The sequence below is a fragment of the Natrinema sp. CGMCC1.2065 genome (assembly GCF_051225675.1).
Taxonomy (GTDB): domain Archaea; phylum Halobacteriota; class Halobacteria; order Halobacteriales; family Natrialbaceae; genus Natrinema; species Natrinema thermotolerans.
On the sequence record NZ_JBPJSJ010000021.1, the window covers coordinates 1 to 24,686 of the forward strand.

Sequence of the window (24,686 nt, forward strand, 5' to 3'; positions counted from 1 at the left end):
CGATGTCCGCGCCGGGGCTGGCTGCCGTCGCGTCGTCGGGTGCCGCGTCGGCGACGGCGGCCGCGACGGGGTGTTCGGAGAGGGACTCGACCGCGCCGGCCCGTCGGAGCAGTTCCTCGCGCCCGGGGCCGTCGCCCGCGGCGTCGCCGCCGACCACATGGACGGCGTCGACGGTCATCGTCCCGGTCGTGAGCGTCCCCGTCTTGTCGAGGACGACGGTATCGACCTCGGGGGCGTCCTCGAAGATCGTCTCGGCGGCGACGACGATCCCCCGTTCGGCGGCCGACTGGACCCCCGCAGCGATGGCAAGCGGCGTCGCCAGCCCCAGCGCGCAGGGACAGGAGACGATGACGACCGTGAGCCCGAGCAACAGCGCCGTCGACGGGCTCGAGCCGGTCGCCAGCGAGACGGCGACCGTCCCGGCGGCGAGGGCGACAACCAGCGGGACGAAGACGGTCGCGAGCTTGTCCGCGAGCCGCTGGACGCCCGGCCGGGAACTCTGGATCGACCAGAGCAGGGAGACGAGCCGGTCGAGGGTGCTTTCCGCCTCGTCGCCGACCGCGACGACGATCGGGGCGTCAGTGACGACGGTCCCCCCGCGGACCGGATCGCCCGGCTCCTTCTCGGCCGGCAGCGACTCGCCGGTGACCAGCGACTCGTCGACCGCGGCCGATCCCTCCACGATCTCGCCGTCGAGGGGAACCCGCTCGCCGGGACGAACGAGCAAACGATCGCCGGGCTCGACCGCCTCGAGGGGCACCGTCTCGCCGCTCTCGCGGCGGGCCTCGTCGACCTGTCGTTCGGTCAGGTCGGAGAGCAGGCCGGTCGCGCGGCGCTTGACGATCCGTTCGTAGCGCCCGCCCGCGGTGACGACGAGGACGACGGCGACGGTGACGTCGAAGTAGAGGTGACTGCTGCCGAGCAGCGTCGCGACGGCGCTGTAGCTATAGGAGCCAAGCGCCGCCGTCGCCACCAGCAGGTCCATGTTCGGGCTGCCGGCCCGGAGGCTGACGTACGCACCCCGGAGGATCGGATAGCCGGTATAGAAGAGGACGATCGAGGCGAACACCCAGATGTTCGCCGACAGAAAGGCGGTCTCGTACCCGCCGAAGTCGGCGACCGGCTCGTAGCCGAAGTACCTCGGGTACAGGAACAGGACGTACCACACCATAATCATCATGCCGAAGAACCCGCCAAGCAGGAGCGGTGCAAGCCCGTCGTCCGATCCGCTCGCATCATCAAGAGCCGATCGGTCGGACGCGGTGTACCCGTAGCCGGAGACGAGTTCGGGGAGGTCGTCGGAATCGAGTCGATCGGGATCGTAGACGAGCCGAATCGTATCCGTCGCGTAACTCGCCGTCGCGCCGCGGACCCCGGGTTCTCGCTCGGCGGTGGTCTCGAGGAACGCCTCACAGGTCGAGCAGTGCATGCCGTCGACCGCGAGGTAGGCGTCTTCGCCGTCGAGATCGTCGAGGTCCGGCCCGTCGTCGCCGGAATCGAGGCGGGATCGTACCGCCGCCTCGTCGGGCGCGTCGTCGGTCCCGTCGAGCGTGCGAGCGACCTCGAGACAGCCACGACAGCAGTACGTGCCGTCGACGTCCGGGTCGGTGATCGGCTCCGCGGGTGTCGGCAGATCACAGAGGTCGCAGGTGTCGGCAGCCGCATCGTCGACCGTCGCCGTCCCGCCGGTTGCAGCCGGTGACGATATCGAGCCTCGTGCGGGTGGTGAATCCGGTGTCATCGTTAGAATAGTGGTTCGTACGGGAGCGGGGGATGGGGCAGGTGGATGCCGTACAGCATCAGACCGTGCGAAAGGGGAATATAGCCGAGGAGGATAAACGCCGCGCCCAGCGCGCGGTGGAGTCGCACCCGCGTGTCGACATCGATCGCGGTCATGGCGGTGCCGTAGACGAACAGCGTGGGGATCGTTCCGAGTCCAAGGACGGCCAGCGAGAGCGCGCTGCGTGCCGGCGATCCCAGCGCGAACGCGTAGAGATACGCGGGATAGATGATCGGACACGGCATGACCCCGTGAACCGCTCCGAGCGCGACGATCCCCGGCGACGTCGCGAGCCGATCGACGCGGCTCGAGAGCAGCTCCGAGAGCCGGCGAAACAGCGTGCCGACGATCGGGAGCCCGTGGCCGGGAACGGCGGTCTTGCCCCGGAGATAGTAGAGACCGCTCGCGACGATCGCGATCCCGACGAGGATTCCGGTCGCCCCCCTGACGCTATCCCCGACCGCGGCGACGGCCTCGCTCGAGGCGACCGTCACCGCACCGAGGAGACCGAACAGGCCACCGATCGCGGCGTAGCTGGCCGTCCGACCGAGGTTGAACAGCGCGTGCTGGCGCACCTCGTAGCCGGTCAGCGTGTCGTCGCGGCGCTTGTCACTGGCGTCACCGATCCGATCGGCGTAGGTCGTCACCAGCGGGCCGCACATACCCAGACAGTGTGCGCCGGCGAGCAGTCCGACGACGAAGAGAACGAACAGGTTCACGTGTTCGGGGGCGAGTCCGGGGCCCGGACTCGCCATCAGCGGTGTTCCGACGGGGAACCGGACGGCTCCGTACCCCGCGCTAGTCGTCAGTAGCTCCGGGGAAAGTGAACTGAGGGTCATCTCGCGGGCGGCGGTCACCCGGCAGTTCCGTTGCCGTCACCGTGGTGATCGCCGTGCGAGCCCTCGACCGGGGACATCGCGAGGTACAGTGAGCCGACGATAAGAACGACGTTAACCGCGCTGACGGCGCCGGCGACCGTCGAGTTGGTGAGCCCATAGACGAGCAGCGGAACGATCGCCAGTAGCCCCGCGATCGCAGCCAGCCGCGGCGGTACTGTCTCGAGGTTCATACTCGGTACTGGGCGGGACGAGCGCTTAATACCCCACCATCTTCCCATCGAACGGGAACCAAGGTTGATAGTAAGTCGTCCCTATTCCCTACTCGTCCGTATGAGTTCCAGAACTGAACAACGGGAGCCCGATCATGTTCAAACACTCGGGCACGAGGAGTACGATCCGATCGGGACGGCGATCCTGATCGGAATCTACTTCCTGATACTGGTATTGTTGTGGATATTCATGTACTTCGTTGAGTTCCTCGGCAACGGGCCGACCGTCGTCGGAATGGCCCTGACGGTGGTGGGACTGGCATGAACATTCACACCTACGAGAAGGTATGGCTCGTCGCCGCCATGGTATTAATCGTTGGTTTCATCGCGACGATCACCTACGGGGCAGTCGGCCCGGGTATCGCGATGATCGACGACGAAGGCGGCGACATCAACCCCGACGAGATCAACGACGACGAACGGTTCGCCGAGCCCGGCGTCGAACACGTCGGCGGCAACGAGTACGAAGTCGCGGTCGTCGCACAGGCGTGGTCGTACACGCCGAGCCAAATAGAGGTGCCAGCCAACAGCGAGGTGACCTTCTATGTCACCAGCCGGGACGTGACACACAGTTTCTCCGTCGTGGGAACGAACGTGAACACGATGGTCATTCCCGGGCAGGTCTCGGAGATGACCGTGAAGTTCGACGAACCCGGCGAGTACGGCATCCTCTGTAACGAGTACTGCGGCGAGTATCACCACACGATGGAAGGCAAACTGAACGTCGTTCCCGAAGACGAGTTCGACATGACCGAACTGTCCGTCGAGGCCGACGACGAGGTCGAATCGGGCAACGAGACGACGATCACCGCGAACGTGGAAAACGGCATGCAAGAGGACCTCGAGACGACCGTCTCCCTCGAGATCGGCGACGAGACGCGTGAAGAAGCCGTCACCGTCCCCGGCGACGGCAGCGAAGAAGTCGCGTTTACCGTCGACAGCGCCGACCTCGGCGAGGGCGACCACGACTGGACCGTGACCGTCGACGACTACGAGGAAAGCGGAACGCTGTCGGTCGTGACCCCCGATGGCAACGAGTCCGCCGACGGAGGTGACGGCGATGCGTAACGCCTACGTCGACCAGTTCCCCGACGAGGCGCGAGTGATCAAAGCCGCCTTCTGGAGTTCCTTCATCGCGCTGGCGATCGGCGGGACGCTCGGCCTGGTGCAGGCGCTTCACCGGACCGACGTCTTCAGGTTCATTCAATCACCCGACTACTACACCGTCCTGACCGCCCACGGCGTGTTGCTGGCGATCACGTTCACGATCTTCTTCCTCGTGGGGACCTTCACGTGGGCGGTAACGACCAGTCTGGACCGGGGCGTCGTCGACGTCCGGTTCACCTGGGCCTGGTACATCATGATGGTCGTCGGCACGGTACTCGTCGCGATCGCGATCTTTAGCGGCTTCCTCGAGTCGGCGCCGTCGGTACTCGGCTCGGAGCTGAACGCCGACGTCCTCTTTACGTTCTACGCGCCGCTAGAGGCCCATCCGATCTTCTACATCGGCTTGGTGCTGTTCGTGGTCGGCTCCTGGCTCGCCGGCGTCGACTGGTTCCGAACGTGGTTGGCCTGGCGGAGCGAGAACCCCGACGAGCGGATCCCGCTGCCGACCTTCATGGTGCTGACGACGACGCTGTTCTGGTACATCTGCACGCTCGGTGTTGCCCTGTCGATCCTCGTGTTCCTACTGCCGTGGTCGCTGGGGATCACCGACTCGGTTAACCCGCTGTTGACCCGGACGCTGTTCTGGTACTTCGGCCACGCCGTCGTGTACTTCTGGCTGATGCCGGCGTACATGATGTGGTACATCATGCTGCCGAAGTTCTCCGGCGGGAAACTGTTCAGCGATCCGCTTGCACGCGTCGTCTTCGTGCTGTTCCTGCTGCTCTCGACGCCGCTCGGAATCCACCACCAGTATCTGGATCCGGGCATCGCTGAGGGGTACAAGTTCATCGCGATGACGAACACGATGTTCCTCCTCCTGCCGAGCCTGCTGACCGCCTTCACTGTCGTCGCGAGCATGGAACACGGCGCGCGCCAGCGTGGCGGCGAGGGCTACCTCGGCTGGCTGAAGGCGCTCCCGTGGCGCAACCCGATCTTCACCGGGATGGCGCTCGCGGGCCTGATGTTCGCCGCGGCCGGCTTCTCCGGCATGATCAACGCCGGCATGAACATCAATTACCTCGTCCACAACACGTGGTGGGTCGTCGGTCACTTCCACCTCACCGTCGGCACCGCCGTCGCACTGACGTTCATGGCAGCGTCCTACTGGTTCATCCCGCAGCTGACGGGCAAGGAACTCTGGAACCGGTCGGTCGCGCTCGGACAGGTCCTCCTCTGGTTCATCGGCATGACGTTCATGTCCAACGCGATGCACCGCTCCGGACTGTTCGGGATGCCCCGCCGGACCGCCGAACCGCAGTATCAGGGCTTCGACTTCGAACCCGCCGTGGGTACCGTCGGCGAGATCAACATGCAGGTCGCCCTCGGCGGCGTCATCCTGACGCTGTCGCTGGCCCTGTTCCTCCTGAACATGATCATGACGTCGATCGGCGACGACAGCGAGTCGATCCCGGACAACACCTACGCGGGGACGCTCTCCGGGGCCGAGGACTCGCCGCGCATCCTCGACAACCTCAAGCTCTGGACCGCGATCGCCGTCGTTCTCGTGATCATCGCGTACACGCTCCCGCTCGCGAGCATCATCGACGCCGGCGGCCTCTTCGGGCCCGGCATCGAGGGCGTCAGGCTCTCGACGTGGGTCGACCCCGCCGTTATCGAGTCCCTCAGTGGGGTGATCCGCTAGATGCGCATCTCGAAGGGGGCGCTACTGGTCGTCGTGGCCTTGCTCGTCCCGTTCGTCGTCGAGTTCCGAACGGCGCTGTCGTGGTTCGGGATCAAACTCACCATCCTCGAGTCGCTCGCCCTCGCCGGCGTCCTCGTCCTCGGGCTCCTGCTCTGGGCGGTATGGCCGGAAAACGGTAACGGCGGGACGGGAACGGCCGACTCGAGCTGACAGCCGAACTCGTTTCGCTGCGTTCCGTCGCTGTTTCTCAGAAGGCGTCGCGTTCGCGAAGCCGATCGACGACTTCGCGAACCCGCTGTGACGACGTCCGTGGCGCGACGAGGATCCGGTCGTCGTCGGCGGCGACGATCAGGTCCTCGACCTCGAGCAGGGAGACGTGCCGGTCGGGCGCGGCGACGACGTTGTTCGCCGCGTCGACCGACAGGATCTCACCGGCGACGCGGTCGTTTGTTCCGTCCGCGTCGCGGTCCGAGCGGGTCCGCCCCACGGCATCCCACGTCCCGAGGTCGTCCCAGTCCACCGGCAACGGCGTCACGAAAACGTCGCTCGCCCGCTCCATAATCGCGTAGTCAACGCTGACGGCATCGACCGCGTCGAACCCGCGTTCCGGCTCGCCGGCCTCGAGGGCCTCGACCAGCGGGGCAAGCGGCGAGTCCCGCGCTTCCCGCAGCAGGGCGGCGGGCGTCCAGGCGAAGATCCCAGCGTTCCAGTACGCGCCCGCCTCGCGGAGCCGCCGCGCTTCCTCGCGGTCGGGTTTCTCGGTGAAGCGCTCGACGGCGTCGTAGTCCGCGCTCGCCCCCTCGAGTTCGTCCCCACCGTCGGGAATGATGTAGCCGTAGCCCGTCGCCGGCCGAGTGGGTTCGACGCCCAGCGTCACGAGGCCGCCGGTGTCGGCGGCGATCCCGGCGGCGCGCTCGAGGTGGGCGGCGAAGGCGGCGTCGTCGCCGACGTGGTGGTCGCTGGGGAGACAGACGAGGACGGGGTCGCGGTCGAACCGTTTTCGGAGCCGCCAGGCGGCGTAGACCAGCGCCGGTCCGGTGTCCTTGCCGGCGGGTTCGACCAGCAGGCCCGCCTCCGGCGCGTGGTCGTGGATTTCGTCGGCAAACGATTCGCGAGTCAGGACGAAGCGCTCGTCGGCGAACGCCGTCCGATCCATCGTCTGCGAGAGGAGCGAGCGGTCGCCGCCGAACTCGAGGAACTGTTTCGGGCGCTCCCCGCGACTCGCGGGGTAGAGCCGGCTGCCGATACCCCCGGCGAGGACACAGGCAACGATGGGCCGATCCATCTTACCAGGTCTCGATCCGCCCGCGTCGGACGTCCTCGGCACAGCCCTCGCAGTCGGGGTGGTCCGCCTCGTAACAGGCCGGTCGGTACTCCTCGTCTAACTTCGCCGCCCGCTGTTGGGCGTAACGCCGACAGACGATCTTCGCTCGGCCCGCCTCGTCGGTGGGTAACTCGCGGGCGTTTCGCGCCACCTCGTAGGCCTCGCGGGCCTCCTCGAGCTGGTCGTCGGTCGATCTGCGAAGCTCCTCGAACTGCTCGCCGGCTCCCTGCAGCGTCGTACGCAGGAACCGCTCGAGTCGACGCCGATCCGCCATTGCCCCGTGGTTCGACCGCCGGACACATAGGCCCGCCGGTGGTCGGAGGCGCGGCGACGGCTCGCGGAACCGATGCGAACGATTTTCATCGTCCCGACGGAGGCAACGAGCATGGCTATCCGCGATGCACTCCGCGGGATCACCGCACCGACGGTGACCCCCTTCGACGACGGCGCGATCGACGAGGCGGCCCTGACCGATCTGCTCACCCATCTCGAAGACGGCGGCATCGACGCGGTCTTTCCCTGCGGGACGACCGGCGAGTTCCCGAGCCTGACCGCCGACGAGCAGCGCCAGGTCGTCGCGGCGACCGTCGACCGCGTCGACGTCCCGGTCGTCGCCGGTGCGGCCGCCACGAGCGTCGCCGACACCGTCGCGGCCATCGACCGCGCGGCCGCGGCCGGTGCCGACGCCGCCGCGATCGTCGCGCCGTATTTCACGACCGCGAACGCGCCCGACGGCAATCGAGCGTTCTTCGAGGCCGTCCTCGAGGAGGCGGCGCTCCCCGTCCTGCTGTACAACATCCCGCAGTGTACGGGCCGGCGCATCGAGCCCGAGACCGTCGCCGCCGTCGCCGATCGCGACGGGGTCCTCGGGATCAAGGACTCGAGCGGCGACCTCTCCTATTTCCTCTCGGTGCTGCGGGCGACGCCCGAGGAATTCCTGTGTCTGCAGGGGTACGACGCTTTGCTGGTGCCCGCCTTGCGGATGGGGGCCGACGGCGGGATCAATGCCCTGTCGAACGTCGTCCCCGAAGTGCTTGGCGAGGCGTTCGAGCAGGCGGACGCGGAGCGCGGGCAGGAACTCCAGTCCGACGCGATCTCGCCGCTGTTCGAGGCCTGTACGAGCCACGGCTTCGCGCCCGCGACGAAGACGGCCCTCGCCGAGCGCGGCGTCATCCCCTCCGACGAGGTCCGCCCGCCGCTGGTCGGCGTCGACGACTCGGGAACCGACGCGATCGCCGCCGCCCTCGAGACGGCGCTCGAGGACGGCAAGCAGTAACCGCCAGTCCGCGGGATCGGCGGAACCCGACGACACCGCTGCAGACCGACATCTCCAATCGGCTCCGCAACGCCTTCTTGCGGTTTCTTCCCCGGGCGTTCACTTTCGCTCCGGTGGCGGTAGTTTAAATACCATCGGGAGCGAACGGACGTATGCCTCCCACTGAAACCGAAGAGGAGGCGTGAAGCCAATGAGCGACGTACGACAACACGCGGACGACATCCACGAGCAGTTTTCGGACCACCTCGACGTCGACGTCGAGGACGTCGAAGAGCGCCTGACGACGCTCGTCGACGAGTACAAAGTACCGATGGACGAGGCGCGCCGGAGCGTCACCAACCACTACCTCGAGGAGGCCGGCCTCGATCGCGAGGACATCTCGAGCGGCGACAGCGAGGCGGCCAACGTCGAGGACGTCGACGAGCCCGAGGAGTGGATCGACCTCACCGCGAAGGTCATCGAACTCTGGGATCCCCGCAGCGACTCCGTCGCACAGGTCGGCCTGCTGGGTGACCCGACGGGGACGATCAAGTTCACCAAGTGGGCCAAATCCGACCTCCCCGCGCTCGAGGAGGGCGGCGTCTACGAACTTCGCAACGTCGTCACCGACGAGTACCAGGGCCGGTACTCGGTCAAACTCAACTCGACGACGGTGATCGAGGAACTCGACGAGGACCTCGAGGTCGGCAACGACACCAGCGAGGTCGAGGGCGCACTGGTCGACATGCAAAGCGGCAGCGGGCTGATCAAGCGCTGCCCCGAGGAGGGCTGTACCCGCGTTCTCCAGAACGGCCGCTGTAACGAACACGGCGAGGGCGAAGGCGAGTTCGACCTCCGTATCAAGGCCGTCGTCGACGACGGTATCGACGCCCACGAGGTCATCTTCGACAAGGACGCCACGGAGAACTTGACGGGACTGAGCCTCGAGGAGGCCAAAGAGATGGCGATGGACGCCTTAGATACGACCATCGTCGCCGACGAGATCCGCGAGGACATCGTCGGCACCTACTACCGCATCGAGGGACCGACCTTCGGCCGGTACGTGCTGGCCGACGACGTCGAGGAACTCGACGGGCCGATCGATGGCGAGGAACTGCTGATCAAAGCGAGGTCGATGTGATATGAGCCAGGCAGAACTCACCCGCGAAGTCGCCCGCCGCGTCTTCGCATCGGAATTCAACGACTCGACGTACACCTTCAAAGAGAGCGACGACGAGCGCGCGCCCAACTACGCGCTCTTACCGACGGGCGACCGCGCGAACCGCGTGTTCGTCACCGGTACCCTAACCGAGACCGAAGACGTCGGCGACGAAAGCGAGTACTGGCGCGGCCGGGTCGTCGACCCGACCGGGACGTTCTTCGTCTACGCCGGCCAGTACCAGCCGGAAGCCGCCGCCGTCCTGCGGGACACCGAACCGCCGGCCTACGTCTCCATCGTCGGCAAACCCCGGACCTACGAGACCGACGACGGCACGGTCAACGTCTCCCTGCGACCCGAGTCCATCGCGGTCGTCGACGACGCCACTCGCGATCGCTGGGTCGTCGAAACCGCCGAACGGACCCTCGATCGCATCGAGGCCTTCGAGGCCTGGGAGGCCGAGCAGGAAGCGCCCGAAAGCGGCTCGACCGCACCCACGAACGAGTACGCCGAGATGGCCCGCGAGCGCTACGACTCGCCGGTCGTCAACTACCGCAACGACGTCATTCAGGCGCTCGAGCAACTCGAGGACGTCGAGGAGCCCGACGACGCGGAAGCGACGGTCTGACGGCTGGACCAGTCGACCGGTTTTTGTTGTAGTCGAACCGCGAGCTACAGCGCGGCCTCGAGCATCGCCCCGATCGCGTCGAACTCATCGTCGGTGACTTCGTGGCCGGTCTCGGGATACCGCCGCTCGTCGACCGCGGCGGCCGCCTCTTCGAAGATCCGGGCCGTCTCGGTGACGTGGGCCGAATCGGCGTGTGGGTCGTCGGCGCCGTAGCCAAAGAGTACCGGCGTCCCCTCGAGCGAGCCGGCGATCGCGGTCGCACGGAGTTCGGCGAGCGTCCCGGGAAGCGTACCCGAGAGGACGGCGATCCCGCCGTACCGCGCCGGGTTCAGGCGGGCGAACTCGGCGGCGACGCAGGCCCCTTGCGAGAAGCCCGCGACGACGGTACGCTCGGGCGGGACGCCGATCTCGGCTGCCGCCTCGAGGGCCGCCGCCACGCAGTCGACGCTCGAGGAGAGCCACGGCTCGTTCTCGGCTCGAGGGGCGGTCGCCCGGCGGGGGTACCAGCGGCTTCGCTCGGCGTCCGGCGCGAGGACGGCGACGCCGTGGCGGACGGCCGGTTCCATGAGGTTGATAACGCCCTGCGCGGTCGCGCCGCGGCCGTGACAGGCGACGAGCGCGGCGTCGGCGGCCAGCGCGGGCGCGCCGGCAGTGAGCAGCGGTCGGCCGGCGTGGGGTCCCGAGACGCCGTCCATCGAGCGGCCGGAGTCGGTCATCGGTCCGTTGGAGAGTCGCCGCTCTCGTCAGTCTCACTCCCGGTCGGCGCCGTCAACTCGGGGAGTTGGCTCTCGATCAGCTCCCGGTCGCGTTCGAACCACTCGGGCAGGTACAGCGACTCGCCGGGACCCCCGGTCGGCCCGCTGGCGGCGACGCCGTCGGTCTCCGTCGCCAGTTCGAGGAGGATGCCCCCTGGTTCACGGACGTACAGTGAGTGAAAGACGTGCCGGTCTTTCACGCGGGACACGTCGTCGCCGCGCTCGTCGAACAGGTCCCGCCACTCGTGGAGGGCGTCCTCGCTCTCGACCCGGACCGCGACGTGATGCAGCGTTCCCTGTCCCTCGCGGCCGAACGCCGCGTCGCGATCGAGGACATCCACGACTGCGGCTCGTGAGCCGGACGCACGATACCGGATCCGATCGCCGTCTTCCGCCTCGTGTTCGAACCCGAGCGTCTCGAGCGCGCCCGCGGTCGCGTAGGGGTTGACCGACAGCGTCGCGACGCCGTGGAGACCGCGGATCGCGCGGTCCGTCGGGATCGGTCCTTCGGTCCACGGCTCGACGTCGCCCGGAACCGGCGGGCCGGCGACCAGTTCGAGTCGCGTTCCCGCGGGGTCGGCAAAGCGCAGGACGCGTTCGTCGAACCGCTCGAGGGGCCCCTCGACCGCGACCTCGTGGTCCGCGAGCCGATCCGCCCAGTACGCGAGCGAGCCGTCGGGGACGACGAACGCGACCGATTCGGGCTGGGGAGCCCCGAACCGGCCGGGATCGCCGTGGGGGTCCGCGAAGTGGGTCAGGACCGTCCCCGGCCGGCCGGCGGCGTCGCCGAAGTAGAGGTGATGCTGGAGGATATCCTCGAAGTTGACCGTCTGCGTGACGAGCCGGAGCCCGAGGACGCCGCCGTAGAAATCGATCGCCGACTGGGCGTCCCCGACGATCCCGGTCACGTGGTGGAGTCCCGCCGTGTCAGTCAGCATACGCCGTGTTGGGACTCGAGGCGCATAGCGTGTCGGGTCCCGAGTGGTCATGGCGGTTCTCGCCCGGCGCTCGAGCGCGGTCAGCGGTCACCGCGACGCCCCGTGTCTGACTAATAGTTAAGTTCCGTGAACGACGACTAGGGGTATCGATGGGGAACAAGAACAAGACCATCTCGTTCCGGGTCAACGAGGACGCCTTCGAGGCGCTGCAGGCGATCGCCGAGGAGCGCGACATCTCGCTGTCGGCCGTCTTCCGGGACTACGTCGACCAGTTGGTCGAACACGACGGTCAGGTCGAGGTCGTCCCCGAGGCCGACCTCGAGGCCCGCACGGACGAGGGGGAGGACGTGTCGTTCCCACCGACCGTCGAGGTGCCAAAGCGGTTCGTCCGCGAACACGAGCGGCTCGAACTCGAGGCCGAACACCTCCGGGAGCAACTCGAGGAGTACAAGGCCTACGTCAACGACCTCCAGGACCGCCTCGAGGACGAAGAAGAGGAGATCCTGTTGCTCGACGAACTCGACGACGAAGACGAATCCTACCAGTTGCGCTGACGATCGGTCCCGGTCGGAACACACCTAGCGGTCGTCGTCCGCGCCCAGATACCCGAGTTGCTGTAAGTCCTCGCGGGTCGAGTCGTCGAGATCGGCGTCCGCGAGCGCGTCTCGTCCGATGTCGTGTCGTTCTTCGACCACCAACAGCAACTGCCGCACAGTCCGGAGCTTGAACCGTAGGTCCGGGTCCTCGAGTTCCTCCTGGACGCTATCGAGCATCGTGTTGATCGTCTCTATCGTCGTGTCCGGCATCGATTCTCGATAGGGGAGGACCACTGATGTCGCGCTCGATGATTATAGATTATTAATAATGTTCGAAACGCGTAGGTGGCCACTACAACCGAGAGACGGCGTGTCGACCAGGGTGTAAGGGCGGAATCGGAGAACGGAACAACAGTCGGTTACCGCTCGAGGTTCCGTTTCGCCCGCCGGATCTCGTCGTGTTTCTCCCCGGCACCGTCCACTCGCGCCAACCCTTCGGCGGCCTCGAGGGTTCGAACGGCGTTATCGAGGAAGGAGAGAACGTCCCCGGAGTAGGCATAGACCATGTAGTCGTCGGTCATCACGTCGACGATCGCGTCCGGGCCCAGTCCCTCGGCGCGCAACTCGAGCAGGTACGTCATGAACTTGCGCTCGGGACAGCCACAGTAGGGGTTGTTGTCGCAGCTACAGTCCAGAAAGTCCTGCGTGAAATCCAGCACCCGCTCGCGGGTCGCGTCGTCGAGTTTCTCGAGGCCCTCGCCCTGGAAGAGCATGTCCAGCGTCGCCCCCTTGAACGCCCCTTTGGGGATGTTCGTCTCGAGCTGGGAGCTGAGCTGGCGGTGATTCTTGACGTAGATCTTGTCGGTGATGGCCACGCGTTGGCGGGACTAACGCCCGCGGATCGAAAAACGTCTCGGTCGCGAACGGCCCGCGGGGGCAGCCGAGATCCGCCGGCCGAAACCGAGCGAGGGCATCACACACCGCGTCCGGGAGTCGTAACGTATTTTAGTCCAACCGGCTGTAGGTTCAGGTGTAAGCGTGTCCGGGTTGGGGTAGTGGTTATCCTTCAGCCTTGTGGAGGCTGAGACGCGGGTTCGATTCTCGCACCCGGACTTTGTCGCCGCGAACAAATCCGTGAGCGGCGCAAATCCGACCGAGATCGAACCACGCGAGACGAGTGTCCCCGACTGGCACGGTTCCGTCGAGTGCTTGCTGCGGTCCGTGGTGACTGTGTTCGATTCCGAACGATAGCTCGTCGACTGGCGATACCCGGAGAAGGCTTTACCCGTCTCACGCCGTTTGAATTGGGCATGGCTTCATCGGCCGATACAGATCCACACCCCCGAATTCGACACCAAGTGGTTGTCGCTGAACTCGGCCAACAGGCGCTCGAAACCGACGACATAGATCAGTTGATGCACGACGCATGCGTTGCAGTAGCCGAGACGCTGAGCAACGACTACTGTAAGGTCCTCGAGTTGCTGCCCGGCGGTGACGAACTCTTCCTTCGGCAGGGTGTCGGCTGGCGGGAGGGTCTCGTCGGGAGCGCGATAGTCCCGACCGACCGGGGCTCACAGGCGGGCTACACGCTGCTTTCTGAAGAGCCCGTGGTCGTCGACGACTTGCGTACCGAGGAACGCTTTTCGGGCCCCGAACTCCTCACCAGTCACGACGTCGTCGGCGGGATCAGCGTCATTATCGGCTCGATCGAAAACCCGTGGGGGATCCTCGGTGTACACGCCACCGAGAAGCACGAGTTCACCGACCACGACGTTACCTTCGTCAAAAACGTCGCGAACGTCCTCGCAGCAGCGATCGAGGAAACGAGAGCCAAACGGAAACTCGAGGAGCGAGAGACCGAACTCGAGCGGACGTTCGAACGGATCACCGACGGATTCGTCGGTCTCGACGAGGACTGGACCATTACGTACGCGAACGAGCGGGGGAAGAACGTCCTCGACCCCGAAGACGAGGGCTTAGTCGGCGAGAACTTCTGGGAGGTGTTCGAACCGGCGCTCGGAACGACGTTCGAGGAAGAGTACCGGGAGGCGGTACGAACGCAGGAACCCACATCGTTCGAGGAGTACTACCCGCCGCTTGGCACGTGGTTCGAGGTTCACGCCTATCCCTCCGAATCCGGACTCTCGGTCTACTTTCGAGACGTCACGAAACGCAAGGAGCGAGAGCGCAAACTCAAAGAGAGCGAACGTCGGTATCGCACGCTGGCGGAGTTTTTCCCGAACGGGATCGTCACGCTGTTCGGTGCCGACCTCGAGTACACGCTCGCCGCGGGACAGGCGTTCGCGGAGTTACCGATCTCGCCGGCCGACGTCGAAGAGCGGACACCAGCACAGGTGTGGGGTGACACGGTTGCTGCCGACCTCGAACCTGCACTCCGTGCGGCGCTTGACGGCGACGAGACGTCAGTCGAGTTTCAGTACGTAAACCGAGACTGGCGAGTTCACGCCGTGCCGGTGACCGACGATGATGGTGAGGTCTTTGCCGGAATGACGATGGCCCAGGACATCACCGAACAGAACGAGCGCAAACAACAGTTGGAGGACACGGTCGAGAAACTCGAAAAATCGAACGAGCGATTGGAGCAGTTTGCCTACGCCGCCTCCCACGATCTGCAGGAGCCGCTGCGGATGGTCTCGAGCTACCTGCAACTCCTCGAACGGCGGTACGATGATACGCTCGACGAGGAGGGTGAGGAATTCCTCGAGTTCGCTGTCGACGGCGCAGACCGGATGCGTGCGATGGTCGACGGATTGCTGCAGTATTCTCGTGTCGATACGGAGGGAGACCCGCCCGAACCGGTCGATCTGAACGCGGTACTCGACGACGTTCTCGCCGATCTACAGTTGCAACTCGAGGAAACGGACGCCGACATCACGGCGGCGTCACTGCCCCGTGTCGAGGGAGACGCCAGCCAGCTGCGCCAACTCTTTCAGAATCTACTGGATAACGCAGTCACGTACGCGGGAGACGAGCCGCCACGGATCGCCATCTCTGCAGAGCGGGCCGGACGGGACTGGGTGGTCTCGATCAGCGACGAGGGGATGGGGATCGATCCTGACGACCAAGCGGCCGTCTTCGAGGTGTTCCAGCGGCTCCACGGCCCCGACGAACACGCTGGCACCGGTATCGGGCTGGCACTCTGTGAGCGGATCATCGAGCGCCACGACGGTGAGATCTGGGTCGACTCCGAACCGGGCGACGGGTCGACGTTCTCGTTTACGCTGCCGGCACCACGTGATCGCGATGCGTGATCGACGAACGGGAGTGCGTCGATGGAAGTGCTGTGAGTCGAGGACGATACCAGTATCGCGTGGCCAACGGCGGCGGCGTTCAAAGACCGCCGGATCGGGACCACGCTCCACGCGCCGGCGATGGCCTACTCACCGGGCAATGCGCCGCCCGGAAGAAAGCGACCTCCAGTCCCGAAGCGGGACTTTTTATCGTGCGACTCCGACAGTGGACCACATGACCCACGGACTGGAGCCGACCGAGGAATACGACGGCTCTATCGCCGTCCACCTGCTGGACGATCAGTCGGGCCGGGAGGAGATCCGCTGTGGCTCCTACGAGGAGGCGATCGACGTCGTCAAAGCCAACCACCGCTCGGTCACGGTCGCGAAGATCGTCGACCGGGGCGGCGATGTCGTCTTTACCTCCGCGGAGATGACGATCGACGACTGGGAGACCGAGTGGGAACGCGCGAAACGCCGCCTCTCCGTCGACGTCGAGGCGTACGACTGTCCCTACGACAACGTCGCCTGTTTTGCCGACGATCTCTGTCTCGACTGCCAGATCGACAGGGTCAAAGAACAGTACTGAGCGCGTAGTCACGACCGGCTCGAGCGTCGGTCACGCGGCGTCGTCGAGAAACGTCGTCAACCGATCGACGAAGTATGCCGGCCGTTCCTCGGGGATCCAGTGGCCGGCACGGTCGACGACCTCGCCCTCGACGTCGGTCGCGACCGCCTCCATGTCTCTGATCGGCAGCTCCCGAAACGAGGCCGCGCCGCCGAGTGCGAGGACCGGCAGCTCGAGCGGGTCCTCGGCGTGGGCACGGTTGTGTTCGGCATCGGTCTCGTAGGCACGGTAATACTCGAAGCCGCCCCGCAGGCCGCCGGCCTGTGAGTAACAGCGGACGTACTCGTCGCGGGCCTCGTCGTCGATCGCCGACGGATCGTACGCGCCCTCCTTGTAGAACCAGTCGAGGTAGAGCCGTTCCCGGCCGGCGACCAGCCGCTCGGGCAGGTCACGAACGCCGTGGAATCGTGTGTGCCAGAGTTTCTTCTTTCCGTCTTCGTTGATCCCCGGCAGGCCGGCCTCGAGGACACAGAGCGCGCGGACTTCGTCGCGATACTGGGCGGCGTAGGCGTAGGCCGTCGGCATCCCCCAGTCGTGGCCGACGAGCGCGATCCGATCGTCGCCGAAGCCGAGGTGGGCGACGAGTTCCCGGACGTCGGTCGCGACGGTGTCCTTGTCGTATCCCGAGGTCGGGGTCGCGGAATCACCCAGCCCACGGAGGTCGGGCGCGATGACGGTGTAGTCGTCGGCGAGTGACGGGATCACGTCCCGCCACTCGTACCAGGTCTGTGGCCAGCCGTGACACAGCACCAGTGGCGGGCCGTCACCGGCGGTCACGTAGTGGAGTTTCGTGTCGTTGACGCGGGCCTGTCCGTGTTCGAGGTCGTCACGTGCAACCATACGTCACCATTGCGGGACTGACGTATCAGGCTTCCGTCGGAAACGGGGTGGCGAGTCGGGCCGTTCGGAGTCGCTCGAGGCAGTCGAGACGAGTGGCTTTGTCATGCTCTCGCGTTTAGGGCCGTCGGCCCGTACAGCGGCGTATGGCGGACGCTCGACTCGACGGCCTGTTCGACGACACGCAGGGAAACGCGGTACTCGCGTGGGCGCTGACGATCGCGCTCGTCGCGTTGGCGATCAATCACGGGTTCGCGGACTCGTACCGCTGGTTCGCGTTTACCGCGTTCGCGGTCGCCATCGTCCTGCTTCCCGTCGTCGCGTTTCGAGATCCGCTCGTGATGCCGCCGTGGGAGTTGCTGGTGCTGGTCTTGCTCCCCGTCGTCGACGCGACGGTCCTCGGCGAGTCGGCGCTGACGTCGATCGCCGTCTACGTCGCCGTCGCCGCGGTCGCGCTCGTCGTCACCGTGGAGACCGACCGGTTCACCCCCGTCCGGATGAACCACGCCTTCGCGGTCGCGCTCGTCGTACTGACGACGCTCGCCGTCGCCGGCGCGTGGAACGTCGCCCAGTGGCTGGCCGACGTAACGTTCGGGACGGAGTACATACTGAACGGGCGCTCACAGGACGCGGCCAACCGCACGCTGATGATCGACTTCGGGTACGCGGCGGTGGCCGGCCTGTTCGCTGGCGTCCTCTTCGGCCGCTACTTCGGGTCCTACGGCGACGAGGTGGTCGAGACGCCGCGGGACACCTCGCCCGACGAGGAGCCGGATCCCGTCCCGACGCTGATCCGCGATCAGCTGAACGTCCCCGATGGGATCGTCGTCCGACTCTCCCGAGGCATGCAGGCGGCGCTCGCGATCCTCCTCGTATACGGCGTCGTCAGCCGCGATCTGACGACCGTCTCGAACGCCGCCATCGCGCTCGCGATCACGTTCCTCCCCGCGCTCCTCGAGCGCGACGCCAAGTTGCCCCTCGAGCCGGGGCTGGTGTTCTGGCTCACGGCGGCCGTCTTCCTGCACGTCCTCGGATCGGCCGGCATGTACGCGCTCGTCGGTCAGTGGGACAGCATGACGCACACGGTCTCGGCGTCGATCGTCGCCGCGGGCGGCTACGCGGTCGTCCGAGCGATCGACCTCCATACCGACGAGATCTACGTCCCGCCCGCGATGTTGTTCGCGTTCATCCTCGTGTTCGTACTGGCCTTCGGCGTCGTCTGGGAACTCATGGAGTTCGGCATCGACTGGAGCGCCCAGCGGCTCGGCCTCGAGGCGGTGCTGGCCCAGCACGGGCTCGACGACACGATCAGCGATCTCGTCTACGATACCGTCGGGGCCGTCGTCGCCGCGGTCTGGGGCTCGTTCTATCTCACCGACCTCTCCGAGCGCATCGCCGGCCGACTCGCGGCCTCGTAACTCACTCGGCCGCGTCGGTCAGTCGCTGCACCTCGTCGTCGGACAGCGACAGCTGCGAGGCGGCGACGTTCGACTCGAGGTGGTCGGGATCTGAGGTCCCCGGAATCGGGAGGATGACCGGTGAGCGCTCGAGGAGCCACGCCAGCGCGACCTGTCGGCGCGTCGCGTCGTAGGTCTCGGCGATCTCGTCTAAGAGGTCGCCGTGTTCGGCCAGGTCGTCGCCGTTGATCGGGGCCCACGGGATGAAGCCGATGTCGTTCTCGGCACAGACCTCGAGGGAATCGGCCGCGCCGCGGTCGTTCAGGTTGTACCGGTTCTGGACGGTCGCGACCTCGACCTGTTCCCGGGCCTGATCGATGAGTTCCGGGGAGACGTTGCTGAGGCCGACCTGATCGACGAATCCCTCGTCTTTGAGTTCCGCAAACGCCGCCACGGAGTCCTCGAACGGCGTGTCGTCGTCTGGCCGGTGGAACTGATAGAGGTCGATGGTGTCGGTCCGGAGTCGGTCCAACGACGTCAGCACCTGATTCCGGATGTAGTCGGGGTCGCCGTGGGCGAGCCAGTCGCCCTCGCGGTTGCGCAACAGGCCGGCCTTGGTCGCGACCAGCACGTCGTCGGGATCGCCGATCGCCTCGCCGATGAGTCGTTCGCTGGTTGCCGGGCCGTAGGAGTCGGCCGTGTCGATGAGGTCGACACCGCAGTCGACGGCGTGTTCGACGACCTCACGGGCGGCCGCCTCGTCGTCGGGCGCGCCGATAATGTCCTCGCCCGTGATCCGCATCGCCCCGAACCCGAGCCGATGGACCGTCGTCTCGCCGATCTCGAACGTGTCGCTCTCGTTTGTGATCGAGTTACTGCTCACGTCCGTATGTCAGCCTCGGGCCCCTTGAGAAGTCGGCTTCCCGAACGATGTGCCGGTTACGCCAGTTGGGTCCGTTTCGCCGTCCGACTCGAGGGATACCACCGTTCGTCTCGCCGGACTAGTATCGTATGGTATCATGCCCCAATCGCTAACTGTCGGGCGACCGTAACGGCGATATGGGTGACCCCGGGCAGTTGTATGCCGTCATCATCGGCGTTCTCCTGCTCGTCGCGTTGGGAGTCAGCGTCCCGGTTCTCGTCGGAATCGCACGGGACGGCCTCGAGCGCCACCGCAAGCGACGGGCCGGTAAACTGGAGCGCGACACCGACGACGAGGAGTTCGACCGCAGGCCCCCCGGAGCATTCGAGGCGGACACGGCGGATCGAACGCGCGTGACGTGTCGTCGCTGCGGTACGGAAAACGACGCCGAGTTCACGTACTGTCGTCGCTGTACGACGCCGCTTTGACCGCTCTCGAACGGATCGAGGTAACCGATCGAGGGCCGTTCGTCGTGGGTCGTTCTGCAGTCAGTTCCGTGAGCCGTCGTCACTCGAGCGTCGTATCTCTCTGATAGTATGGAAAATTCTTATAACGTATTGGAAAGTGTGCTTTACACGAGATGGCAGAAACGTACTCCCGTAAGCTCTCCGCCGGGATCGGACTCATGATCGCCGGCGTCATCGCATTGACCGTCGGTGCCGACGTGGCACCCGATCCGGAGATCAGCACCGCCCTCGCGATCGGCGGCGGCCTCCTCATCACGCTCGTCGGTGTCTGGTCGTTTCGCCTCGCCGAGCGACGAAACGACTACGACGAACGGTATCTCAAGATCGGCCTCCGGGGAACGGCGGTCTCCCTCTGGGTGTTCTTCTGGGCGGTCGCCGTCTGGACGACCCTCGAGCGCAGTACCGATCTCACGACGCCGGTACTCGAACCGCTGACGTGGCTCATGATCGTGCCGTTTCTCGTATTGCCGAGTACGATCTGGTACTACGGACGGGTCATGTGAACGATGGAGAACGATCTCACCGTCTGGCGGGCGAAAGCCGACATCACGCAAGCCGAACTCGCCGATCAGGTCGGTGTTTCGCGACAGACGATCAACGCGATCGAACGCGGGCGGTACGACCCGAGCCTCGAGCTTGCGTTCGAGTTAGCACGCTATTTCGACTGCCGAATCGAAGACATCTTCGACTACGAGCCGGACGACTGAGCGCTGGGGGGGCCGATCGAACGCGTTCGATACCCCGGTTTCGACACTGTCGGTCGTCCGCGCACGGCGGCGCGCCTTTCACGGACGGGCTCGGATCCGCGCCGACCGCTCGCGTTAGAGGTCCTCTCCCGTCGCTTCTTCCGCCGTCTCTTCGACACCCTCAGACACTGCCTCCTCGGTCCCACCCGAGAGGTATCCCTCGATCATCTCGGCGACGATTTTGAGCGCGTCCATAGCGTTCGTTCTCGAATACAAATACAATAAATTAATCGATTATCATCAGTTCGACTGGAGAACACGGCAGTTTCGACGATATGAATCGATACCTGGCCTCACAGAGCAGGCTCTCGGAGATGGACCGAACGGAAACGCCGTCCCGGATTTGACCGGGGGGTCCGGCTTGCTTCGCTGCAGGGGCTAGATGTGGAGTTAGCATCCGCTCGGGAAAATACAAGGCCAAGGCGGCCCATGAGTCGGATATGGTCGACCAGAACGTCGGCGGCCGTGACAGACTCGTCCGCGCACTACTCGCCGTTGTGCTGACGCTCGTCGCAGCAACCACGCTCCGAAACGGCAAGCGCAAGACCGGCCTGCTTGCCCTCGTCGGGGCGCTCGGGCTCGGCTTCAACACGACGACGTGTTTCTGCGGGCTGAATGAGGCGCTCGGGATCGACACGACGACCGACGAGTAGCGGCCCTTCTTCGAGTGAGAGAGCGACTACGCCTCGTTCACAAGCCGTTCAGCCTCGAGTTCCGTTCCCGACTCGAGTAATTCCGACAGAGAATGCTGGTCGACGGTACGTACAATGGAATGAAACGCCCGCCAGCGAAGGGTGCGTTCATGAGCCGGTTCAAATCTCTCCGGAATCGCGGGGGTAACACTGCCGAAATCCGCCGCTGTACGGTCAATACACAACGAACCGTAGGAGTATGCCGCCTCCCGGACCTCAACCGGTGGTTTACATGCTCATACGATAACCCCCTGAGTAGACGATGACCCGCGATGCTGACCGTCGGCTCGAACGGCTGCAAGAGCGTATCGAGGACAGCGAAGATATCAGTAGCGACGATCGAGAGGCCCTCATCGACTTCGACAGGCAACTCGCCCTCCTCGGAAGCCAGTACGGCAAGCAGCGCCGTGCGAAGCTCGTCAGGCACTGTGTTCGAATCTCCGAGAACGTTGGTGGACTCGCGGATGCTCTCAACGATAAGAGAGCAGCGGAAGATATCGTCCGTTGGATCCACAGTAACTACGAAAACGAGGAATCGAACCGCGACTATCGGGTTGCCCTTCGGATGTTTGGCAAGCGCGTCACTGACGGCGATAAGATCCCCGACAGTATCTCCTGGGTCTCCGCGACGACATCGAAGAACTACAATCCGATGCCGGACCCGGCGAAGATGCTCTGGTGGGACGACCACATCAAGCCGATGCTCGAGGAGTGTCGTCACCATCGTGACAAAGCTCTCATCGCGACCGCATGGGACTCCGGCGCTCGAAGCGGTGAGATTCTGTCCCTTACCGTCGGCGACATCGCCGATCACAAGTACGGTCTCCAGATTTCCGTCGACGGGAAGAAGGGCGAGAGGTCGATTATGCTCATCGCTGCTGCTCCGTATCTCCGACAATGGCTGAATGTCCATCCCGCACCGAACGATCCGCAAGCACCACTGTGGTGCCAGCTCGATCAGCCGAAAGAAGTCAGCTATCAGATGAAGCTGAAGATCCTGAAGAAGCACGCCCGGAAGGCCGGCGTCACTCACACCGACGTTACCTTTACTCAGATGCGGAAATCCTCCGCATCCTATCTCGCTTCCGAGGGCGTCAACCAGGCGCACCTCGAGGACCATCACGGATGGGATCGCGGTTCCGATGTCGCCGCTCGCTACGTCGCCGTCTTCGGTGACGCCAACGATCGAGAGATCGCGAGGGCTCACGGCGTCGACGTCGAGGAAGACGAATCCGACCCCATCTCTCCGCAGACTTGTCCACGCTGCCAGCGGAAGACGCCACGGAACGAATCGCTTTGCGTGTGGTGCGGTCAAGCGATGGAACACGGGGCGGTTGAAGAGATCGAGGAGCGACAACAGGAGACGCGAACTGAACTCCTCAAGATCGCCCGTGACGATCCCGAGTTGCTCGACGATCTCGAGCGAATCGAGCAGTTCATCGAACTCGCTGACGAGAATCCCGGAGTACTTCGGGAGGCCCGAGAGTTCGCCGACGCCAGTACGGACTGAGGTTGTCATTAGACGCGTTCCTCCATGTCCTGTTTCGCTCGATCGATTTCATGCTCGATATCATGAAGGAGCGGCTCGTCTCCATAGCGGATTATCGCCGCCAGAGCGAGCCCTCGAACGAACTTATCGTCGCCGTGTTTGATGATACGGACGAGCGTGTCCTTGTTCTCCTGAACGTACCGATCCGGATCGGAAGCGGCCCCACTCATAGGACCTCACCCCCGGTTAGCCCGAAATCGGAGGGAGAGTGTTTCTCGATGTGATGTGCCGTCTTCTTGCTTCTGAGGCCAACACCACAGACCGGGCACTCGACGAGCCGGATCTTGTCGTGGCCGAATCGCTCGATTCGCTTTCCAATCTCGTCGCTGGTACGGCTACTAATTTCGTCGCTCGAGTCGACCTGACTACGTTCTGTATTGTCTTCGTGGGTTGCGTGCATGCGTCCAGTCTTCGCAGCCGAGTCGGCCGGCCAGACCGGAGCCGCGAGAAACAAGACGAACCCGAACGTTCTTATCTACGGAATTTGTAGATGAACGTACGGAGACCCGTCCTGTTCGACGGCTCCAAGCTTCCAATTCGACGGCGGCGTACCCACCCCAGATTGAATGGGGAGAGCCCCAAAGTGTGCCAGCACTCCGGTGTTCTGCCGCCGTGTCCTACACTCGTTAGTGTCACTGATCTCGTTCGTAACTACCTGTCGGCCTCTTCGGGATCGTATTGATCAGCCATCTTGTTTAGCAGCTCGTCATAGGATTCCCCGCCGCGTTTGAGGGCTCTTACGCGGTCACGGGTTTCAGGATCAACCTTGATGTCTGCATAGTTCCCGGTCGAGGCCATCGGCCTCTAGTTCAGAGGGCCCCTTCATTAGCTTTATGAAGTTTCTGATTAAGCTATCTGTAGATGACTGAGCCAGACATCGATGTATCCCGCGAGGGGCCAAACGGGATACTCACTGATAGTGATCGACGGTATCTCCTTAGTCAAATATCAGGGTACGATGTCGAGTGGAGCGGTGACGAAAATCAGAAGCGATGGCGTATTCGAGAAAAGATCAAAGCGGGCTTCGATGATTTCCGGTGGATAACCAGCTTAGATGACAAAGAGTTCGGACTTATTTTCGATGATTTAGGATTTGCTGCTGCTGATATCGATGAAATCCCTACTGGGTCCGTCAGGGAAATATTAGCAGAACTCGGCCACGGTCACCAACAGAACGATCTCCAAGCCACTCTCGAAGTCATCTATAAAGCGTGTTTAATGGCTCCCCGTGTCGACTTCGAGCGATTAGTCGAACGAGCGATCCTAAACGCCGAAAGCCGGTGGACCGACCACGCTCCTGGCGGAAAATATCCGGTCTCAGTAGACGCCTCTGTTGAAGTCGAATACCAAAATATTCCTGATGTTGAAACAATTGAGGAGAAACTCGAGTACGGTGAACGGATAACTCGTGAGGAGATCGGGGAGCTGTTTCTCAAAGGGCGTATCGAACCGGGTGATCTCTCACAACGAGATATTGATACACGAATTTTAGATGAAGAGCATGACGAGAAACTCCTTGGTCTTAAAGAAGTGAAGTGGGATCATGAAGAATTTCCGGAATAGACGGAACTAATAGCAAAGCGATCCATTAGAGGTGGGAAGCTTCCTGATCTTGAGTTGGTCGTCTTACTCGAGCTAAAACGACCAGCAAAAGGCGGAGAGTAAGGGGGTAGAAGACACTTCTGAGTAGGAGGCAGAGGGGAGATTAAAGGGAGGAAATGCTAACTGCGGATCGTCGTCGATCGAGCAGCGAAAGAGCAACACAAGCAGGTAATCAGAGGGGTGCTTGTGGCTGCTCAAGGGGAAGTCATCTGGATCGAGGCAAAACGACCAGCGAAAAGGCAGGGATGGCAGGGGGATACGACCCAGTCTCGAGCAGCCAGAAAGGGGGCCCTTGAGGGGGTG

30 protein-coding genes and 1 tRNA gene are annotated in these 24,686 nt (G+C 64.3%); 18 read left to right on the forward strand and 13 right to left on the reverse strand.

Annotation, left to right across the window (positions count from 1 at the left end):
* From ACSBP4_RS16935 to ACSBP4_RS16945, 3 genes are all read right to left on the reverse strand, one after another.
* Positions 1 to 1,741, reverse strand: a 1,741-nt coding sequence (locus ACSBP4_RS16935; protein ID WP_435552921.1) for a heavy metal translocating P-type ATPase, incomplete at its 3' end; no start/stop codon positions are given.
* Positions 1,742 to 1,743: 2 nt separating this feature from the next.
* Positions 1,744 to 2,535 carry a sulfite exporter TauE/SafE family protein gene (locus ACSBP4_RS16940; protein WP_049905818.1) on the reverse strand — a complete coding sequence of 264 codons (792 nt, stop codon included), beginning with the start codon at positions 2,533 to 2,535 and terminating at the stop codon, positions 1,744 to 1,746.
* A 98-nt stretch (positions 2,536 to 2,633) separates the two neighbouring features.
* Entirely contained in the window at positions 2,634 to 2,849 is a 216-nt protein-coding gene (locus ACSBP4_RS16945) for a hypothetical protein (protein WP_006182632.1), read from the reverse strand.
* Between the two features lie 100 nt (positions 2,850 to 2,949).
* Between ACSBP4_RS16945 and ACSBP4_RS16950 the strand changes: the two genes are divergently transcribed.
* From ACSBP4_RS16950 to ACSBP4_RS16965, 4 genes are read left to right on the forward strand one after another with little or no spacing between them, the layout of a single operon-like run.
* Complete coding sequence (locus ACSBP4_RS16950) at positions 2,950 to 3,153, forward strand: hypothetical protein (protein ID WP_049965075.1); 204 nt, start codon at positions 2,950 to 2,952, stop codon at positions 3,151 to 3,153.
* The gene (locus tag ACSBP4_RS16955) at positions 3,150 to 3,956 is read left to right on the forward strand and encodes a cytochrome c oxidase subunit II (protein ID WP_006649999.1); all 807 of its coding nucleotides are present in this window, start codon (positions 3,150 to 3,152) and stop codon (positions 3,954 to 3,956) included. Before ACSBP4_RS16950 ends, ACSBP4_RS16955 begins: the two co-directional genes overlap by 4 nt.
* A complete protein-coding gene (locus ACSBP4_RS16960) occupies positions 3,916 to 5,697 on the forward strand; it encodes a b(o/a)3-type cytochrome-c oxidase subunit 1 (protein ID WP_435552922.1) in 1,782 nt (593 codons plus the stop codon). The genes ACSBP4_RS16955 and ACSBP4_RS16960 overlap by 41 nt, the downstream gene beginning before the upstream one ends.
* Positions 5,698 to 5,907 carry a hypothetical protein gene (locus tag ACSBP4_RS16965; RefSeq protein ID WP_049965077.1) on the forward strand — a complete coding sequence of 70 codons (210 nt, stop codon included), beginning with the start codon at positions 5,698 to 5,700 and terminating at the stop codon, positions 5,905 to 5,907.
* A gap of 37 nt (positions 5,908 to 5,944) precedes the next feature.
* On the opposite strand, the gene ACSBP4_RS16970 is transcribed toward ACSBP4_RS16965, so the two are convergent.
* Both ACSBP4_RS16970 and ACSBP4_RS16975 read right to left on the reverse strand, forming a co-directional pair.
* Entirely contained in the window at positions 5,945 to 6,982 is a 1,038-nt protein-coding gene (locus ACSBP4_RS16970) for a mannose-1-phosphate guanylyltransferase (RefSeq protein WP_435552923.1), read from the reverse strand.
* A gap of 1 nt (position 6,983) precedes the next feature.
* On the reverse strand, positions 6,984 to 7,295 hold the full coding sequence (locus ACSBP4_RS16975) for a DUF7091 family protein (protein WP_049965079.1): 312 nt from the start codon (positions 7,293 to 7,295) through the stop codon (positions 6,984 to 6,986).
* A 111-nt stretch (positions 7,296 to 7,406) separates the two neighbouring features.
* On the opposite strand from ACSBP4_RS16975, the gene ACSBP4_RS16980 reads away from it, so the two are divergent.
* From ACSBP4_RS16980 to ACSBP4_RS16990, 3 genes are all read left to right on the forward strand, one after another.
* On the forward strand, positions 7,407 to 8,297 hold the full coding sequence (locus ACSBP4_RS16980) for a dihydrodipicolinate synthase family protein (RefSeq protein ID WP_435552924.1): 891 nt from the start codon (positions 7,407 to 7,409) through the stop codon (positions 8,295 to 8,297).
* Between the two features lie 190 nt (positions 8,298 to 8,487).
* A complete protein-coding gene (locus ACSBP4_RS16985) occupies positions 8,488 to 9,417 on the forward strand; it encodes a hypothetical protein (protein WP_006649993.1) in 930 nt (309 codons plus the stop codon).
* Between the two features lies 1 nt (position 9,418).
* On the forward strand, positions 9,419 to 10,063 hold the full coding sequence (locus ACSBP4_RS16990; protein ID WP_006182641.1) for an RPA family protein: 645 nt from the start codon (positions 9,419 to 9,421) through the stop codon (positions 10,061 to 10,063).
* A gap of 44 nt (positions 10,064 to 10,107) precedes the next feature.
* On the opposite strand, the gene ACSBP4_RS16995 is transcribed toward ACSBP4_RS16990, so the two are convergent.
* Both ACSBP4_RS16995 and ACSBP4_RS17000 read right to left on the reverse strand, forming a co-directional pair.
* Positions 10,108 to 10,779, reverse strand: coding sequence for an alpha/beta hydrolase (locus ACSBP4_RS16995; protein WP_435552925.1), 672 nt, complete (start codon positions 10,777 to 10,779; stop codon positions 10,108 to 10,110).
* The gene (locus ACSBP4_RS17000; protein ID WP_435552926.1) at positions 10,776 to 11,756 is read right to left on the reverse strand and encodes a VOC family protein; all 981 of its coding nucleotides are present in this window, start codon (positions 11,754 to 11,756) and stop codon (positions 10,776 to 10,778) included. The genes ACSBP4_RS16995 and ACSBP4_RS17000 overlap by 4 nt, the downstream gene beginning before the upstream one ends.
* Before the next feature lie 149 nt (positions 11,757 to 11,905).
* Here ACSBP4_RS17000 and ACSBP4_RS17005 point away from each other — a divergent pair, with 149 nt between their 5' ends.
* On the forward strand, positions 11,906 to 12,310 hold the full coding sequence (locus tag ACSBP4_RS17005) for a ribbon-helix-helix protein, CopG family (RefSeq protein ID WP_006182644.1): 405 nt from the start codon (positions 11,906 to 11,908) through the stop codon (positions 12,308 to 12,310).
* Positions 12,311 to 12,334: 24 nt separating this feature from the next.
* Here the strand turns inward: ACSBP4_RS17005 and ACSBP4_RS17010 are convergent, their stop codons facing one another.
* On the reverse strand, positions 12,335 to 12,562 hold the full coding sequence (locus ACSBP4_RS17010) for a hypothetical protein (protein WP_006649990.1): 228 nt from the start codon (positions 12,560 to 12,562) through the stop codon (positions 12,335 to 12,337).
* A 149-nt stretch (positions 12,563 to 12,711) separates the two neighbouring features.
* Positions 12,712 to 13,167: a DUF5814 domain-containing protein gene (locus ACSBP4_RS17015; RefSeq protein ID WP_006182646.1), complete on the reverse strand. Its 456-nt coding sequence runs from the start codon at positions 13,165 to 13,167 to the stop codon at positions 12,712 to 12,714.
* A 166-nt stretch (positions 13,168 to 13,333) separates the two neighbouring features.
* Here ACSBP4_RS17015 and ACSBP4_RS17020 point away from each other — a divergent pair.
* The 3 genes from ACSBP4_RS17020 (at position 13,334) to ACSBP4_RS17030 (ending at position 16,132) form a co-directional block, all read left to right on the forward strand.
* Positions 13,334 to 13,405: transfer RNA gene (locus ACSBP4_RS17020), tRNA-His, on the forward strand.
* Positions 13,406 to 13,602: 197 nt separating this feature from the next.
* Entirely contained in the window at positions 13,603 to 15,564 is a 1,962-nt protein-coding gene (locus ACSBP4_RS17025) for an ATP-binding protein (RefSeq protein ID WP_435552927.1), read from the forward strand.
* 214 nt (positions 15,565 to 15,778) lie between these two features.
* Positions 15,779 to 16,132 carry a hypothetical protein gene (locus ACSBP4_RS17030; RefSeq protein WP_006649988.1) on the forward strand — a complete coding sequence of 118 codons (354 nt, stop codon included), beginning with the start codon at positions 15,779 to 15,781 and terminating at the stop codon, positions 16,130 to 16,132.
* Between the two features lie 30 nt (positions 16,133 to 16,162).
* Here ACSBP4_RS17030 and ACSBP4_RS17035 read toward each other — a convergent pair whose 3' ends face one another.
* Positions 16,163 to 17,011, reverse strand: a complete 849-nt coding sequence (locus ACSBP4_RS17035) for an alpha/beta fold hydrolase (RefSeq protein ID WP_006649987.1) — start codon at positions 17,009 to 17,011, stop codon at positions 16,163 to 16,165.
* 143 nt (positions 17,012 to 17,154) lie between these two features.
* Between ACSBP4_RS17035 and ACSBP4_RS17040 the strand changes: the two genes are divergently transcribed.
* Positions 17,155 to 18,426: a hypothetical protein gene (locus tag ACSBP4_RS17040; protein ID WP_435552928.1), complete on the forward strand. Its 1,272-nt coding sequence runs from the start codon at positions 17,155 to 17,157 to the stop codon at positions 18,424 to 18,426.
* Position 18,427: 1 nt separating this feature from the next.
* Here ACSBP4_RS17040 and ACSBP4_RS17045 read toward each other — a convergent pair whose 3' ends face one another.
* On the reverse strand, positions 18,428 to 19,288 hold the full coding sequence (locus ACSBP4_RS17045) for an aldo/keto reductase (RefSeq protein ID WP_049965087.1): 861 nt from the start codon (positions 19,286 to 19,288) through the stop codon (positions 18,428 to 18,430).
* 176 nt (positions 19,289 to 19,464) lie between these two features.
* Here ACSBP4_RS17045 and ACSBP4_RS17050 point away from each other — a divergent pair, with 176 nt between their 5' ends.
* From ACSBP4_RS17050 to ACSBP4_RS17070, 5 genes are all read left to right on the forward strand, one after another.
* A complete protein-coding gene (locus tag ACSBP4_RS17050) occupies positions 19,465 to 19,755 on the forward strand; it encodes a DUF7577 domain-containing protein (protein WP_006649984.1) in 291 nt (96 codons plus the stop codon).
* Positions 19,756 to 19,907: 152 nt separating this feature from the next.
* Entirely contained in the window at positions 19,908 to 20,297 is a 390-nt protein-coding gene (locus ACSBP4_RS17055) for a hypothetical protein (RefSeq protein WP_100243426.1), read from the forward strand.
* A gap of 3 nt (positions 20,298 to 20,300) precedes the next feature.
* Positions 20,301 to 20,501, forward strand: coding sequence for a helix-turn-helix transcriptional regulator (locus ACSBP4_RS17060; RefSeq protein ID WP_006649982.1), 201 nt, complete (start codon positions 20,301 to 20,303; stop codon positions 20,499 to 20,501).
* A gap of 479 nt (positions 20,502 to 20,980) precedes the next feature.
* Complete coding sequence (locus ACSBP4_RS17065) at positions 20,981 to 21,193, forward strand: YgaP-like transmembrane domain (RefSeq protein WP_006649981.1); 213 nt, start codon at positions 20,981 to 20,983, stop codon at positions 21,191 to 21,193.
* 301 nt (positions 21,194 to 21,494) lie between these two features.
* Positions 21,495 to 22,742, forward strand: coding sequence for a tyrosine-type recombinase/integrase (locus ACSBP4_RS17070; protein ID WP_435552929.1), 1,248 nt, complete (start codon positions 21,495 to 21,497; stop codon positions 22,740 to 22,742).
* Positions 22,743 to 22,750: 8 nt separating this feature from the next.
* Here the strand turns inward: ACSBP4_RS17070 and ACSBP4_RS17075 are convergent, their stop codons facing one another.
* Positions 22,751 to 22,951: a hypothetical protein gene (locus ACSBP4_RS17075; RefSeq protein WP_435552930.1), complete on the reverse strand. Its 201-nt coding sequence runs from the start codon at positions 22,949 to 22,951 to the stop codon at positions 22,751 to 22,753.
* A 481-nt stretch (positions 22,952 to 23,432) separates the two neighbouring features.
* Complete coding sequence (locus ACSBP4_RS17080) at positions 23,433 to 23,579, reverse strand: DUF7557 family protein (RefSeq protein WP_175607270.1); 147 nt, start codon at positions 23,577 to 23,579, stop codon at positions 23,433 to 23,435.
* Between the two features lie 63 nt (positions 23,580 to 23,642).
* Between ACSBP4_RS17080 and ACSBP4_RS17085 the strand changes: the two genes are divergently transcribed.
* Complete coding sequence (locus ACSBP4_RS17085) at positions 23,643 to 24,344, forward strand: hypothetical protein (protein WP_435552931.1); 702 nt, start codon at positions 23,643 to 23,645, stop codon at positions 24,342 to 24,344.
* The last annotated feature ends 342 nt before the right edge of the window (positions 24,345 to 24,686 follow it).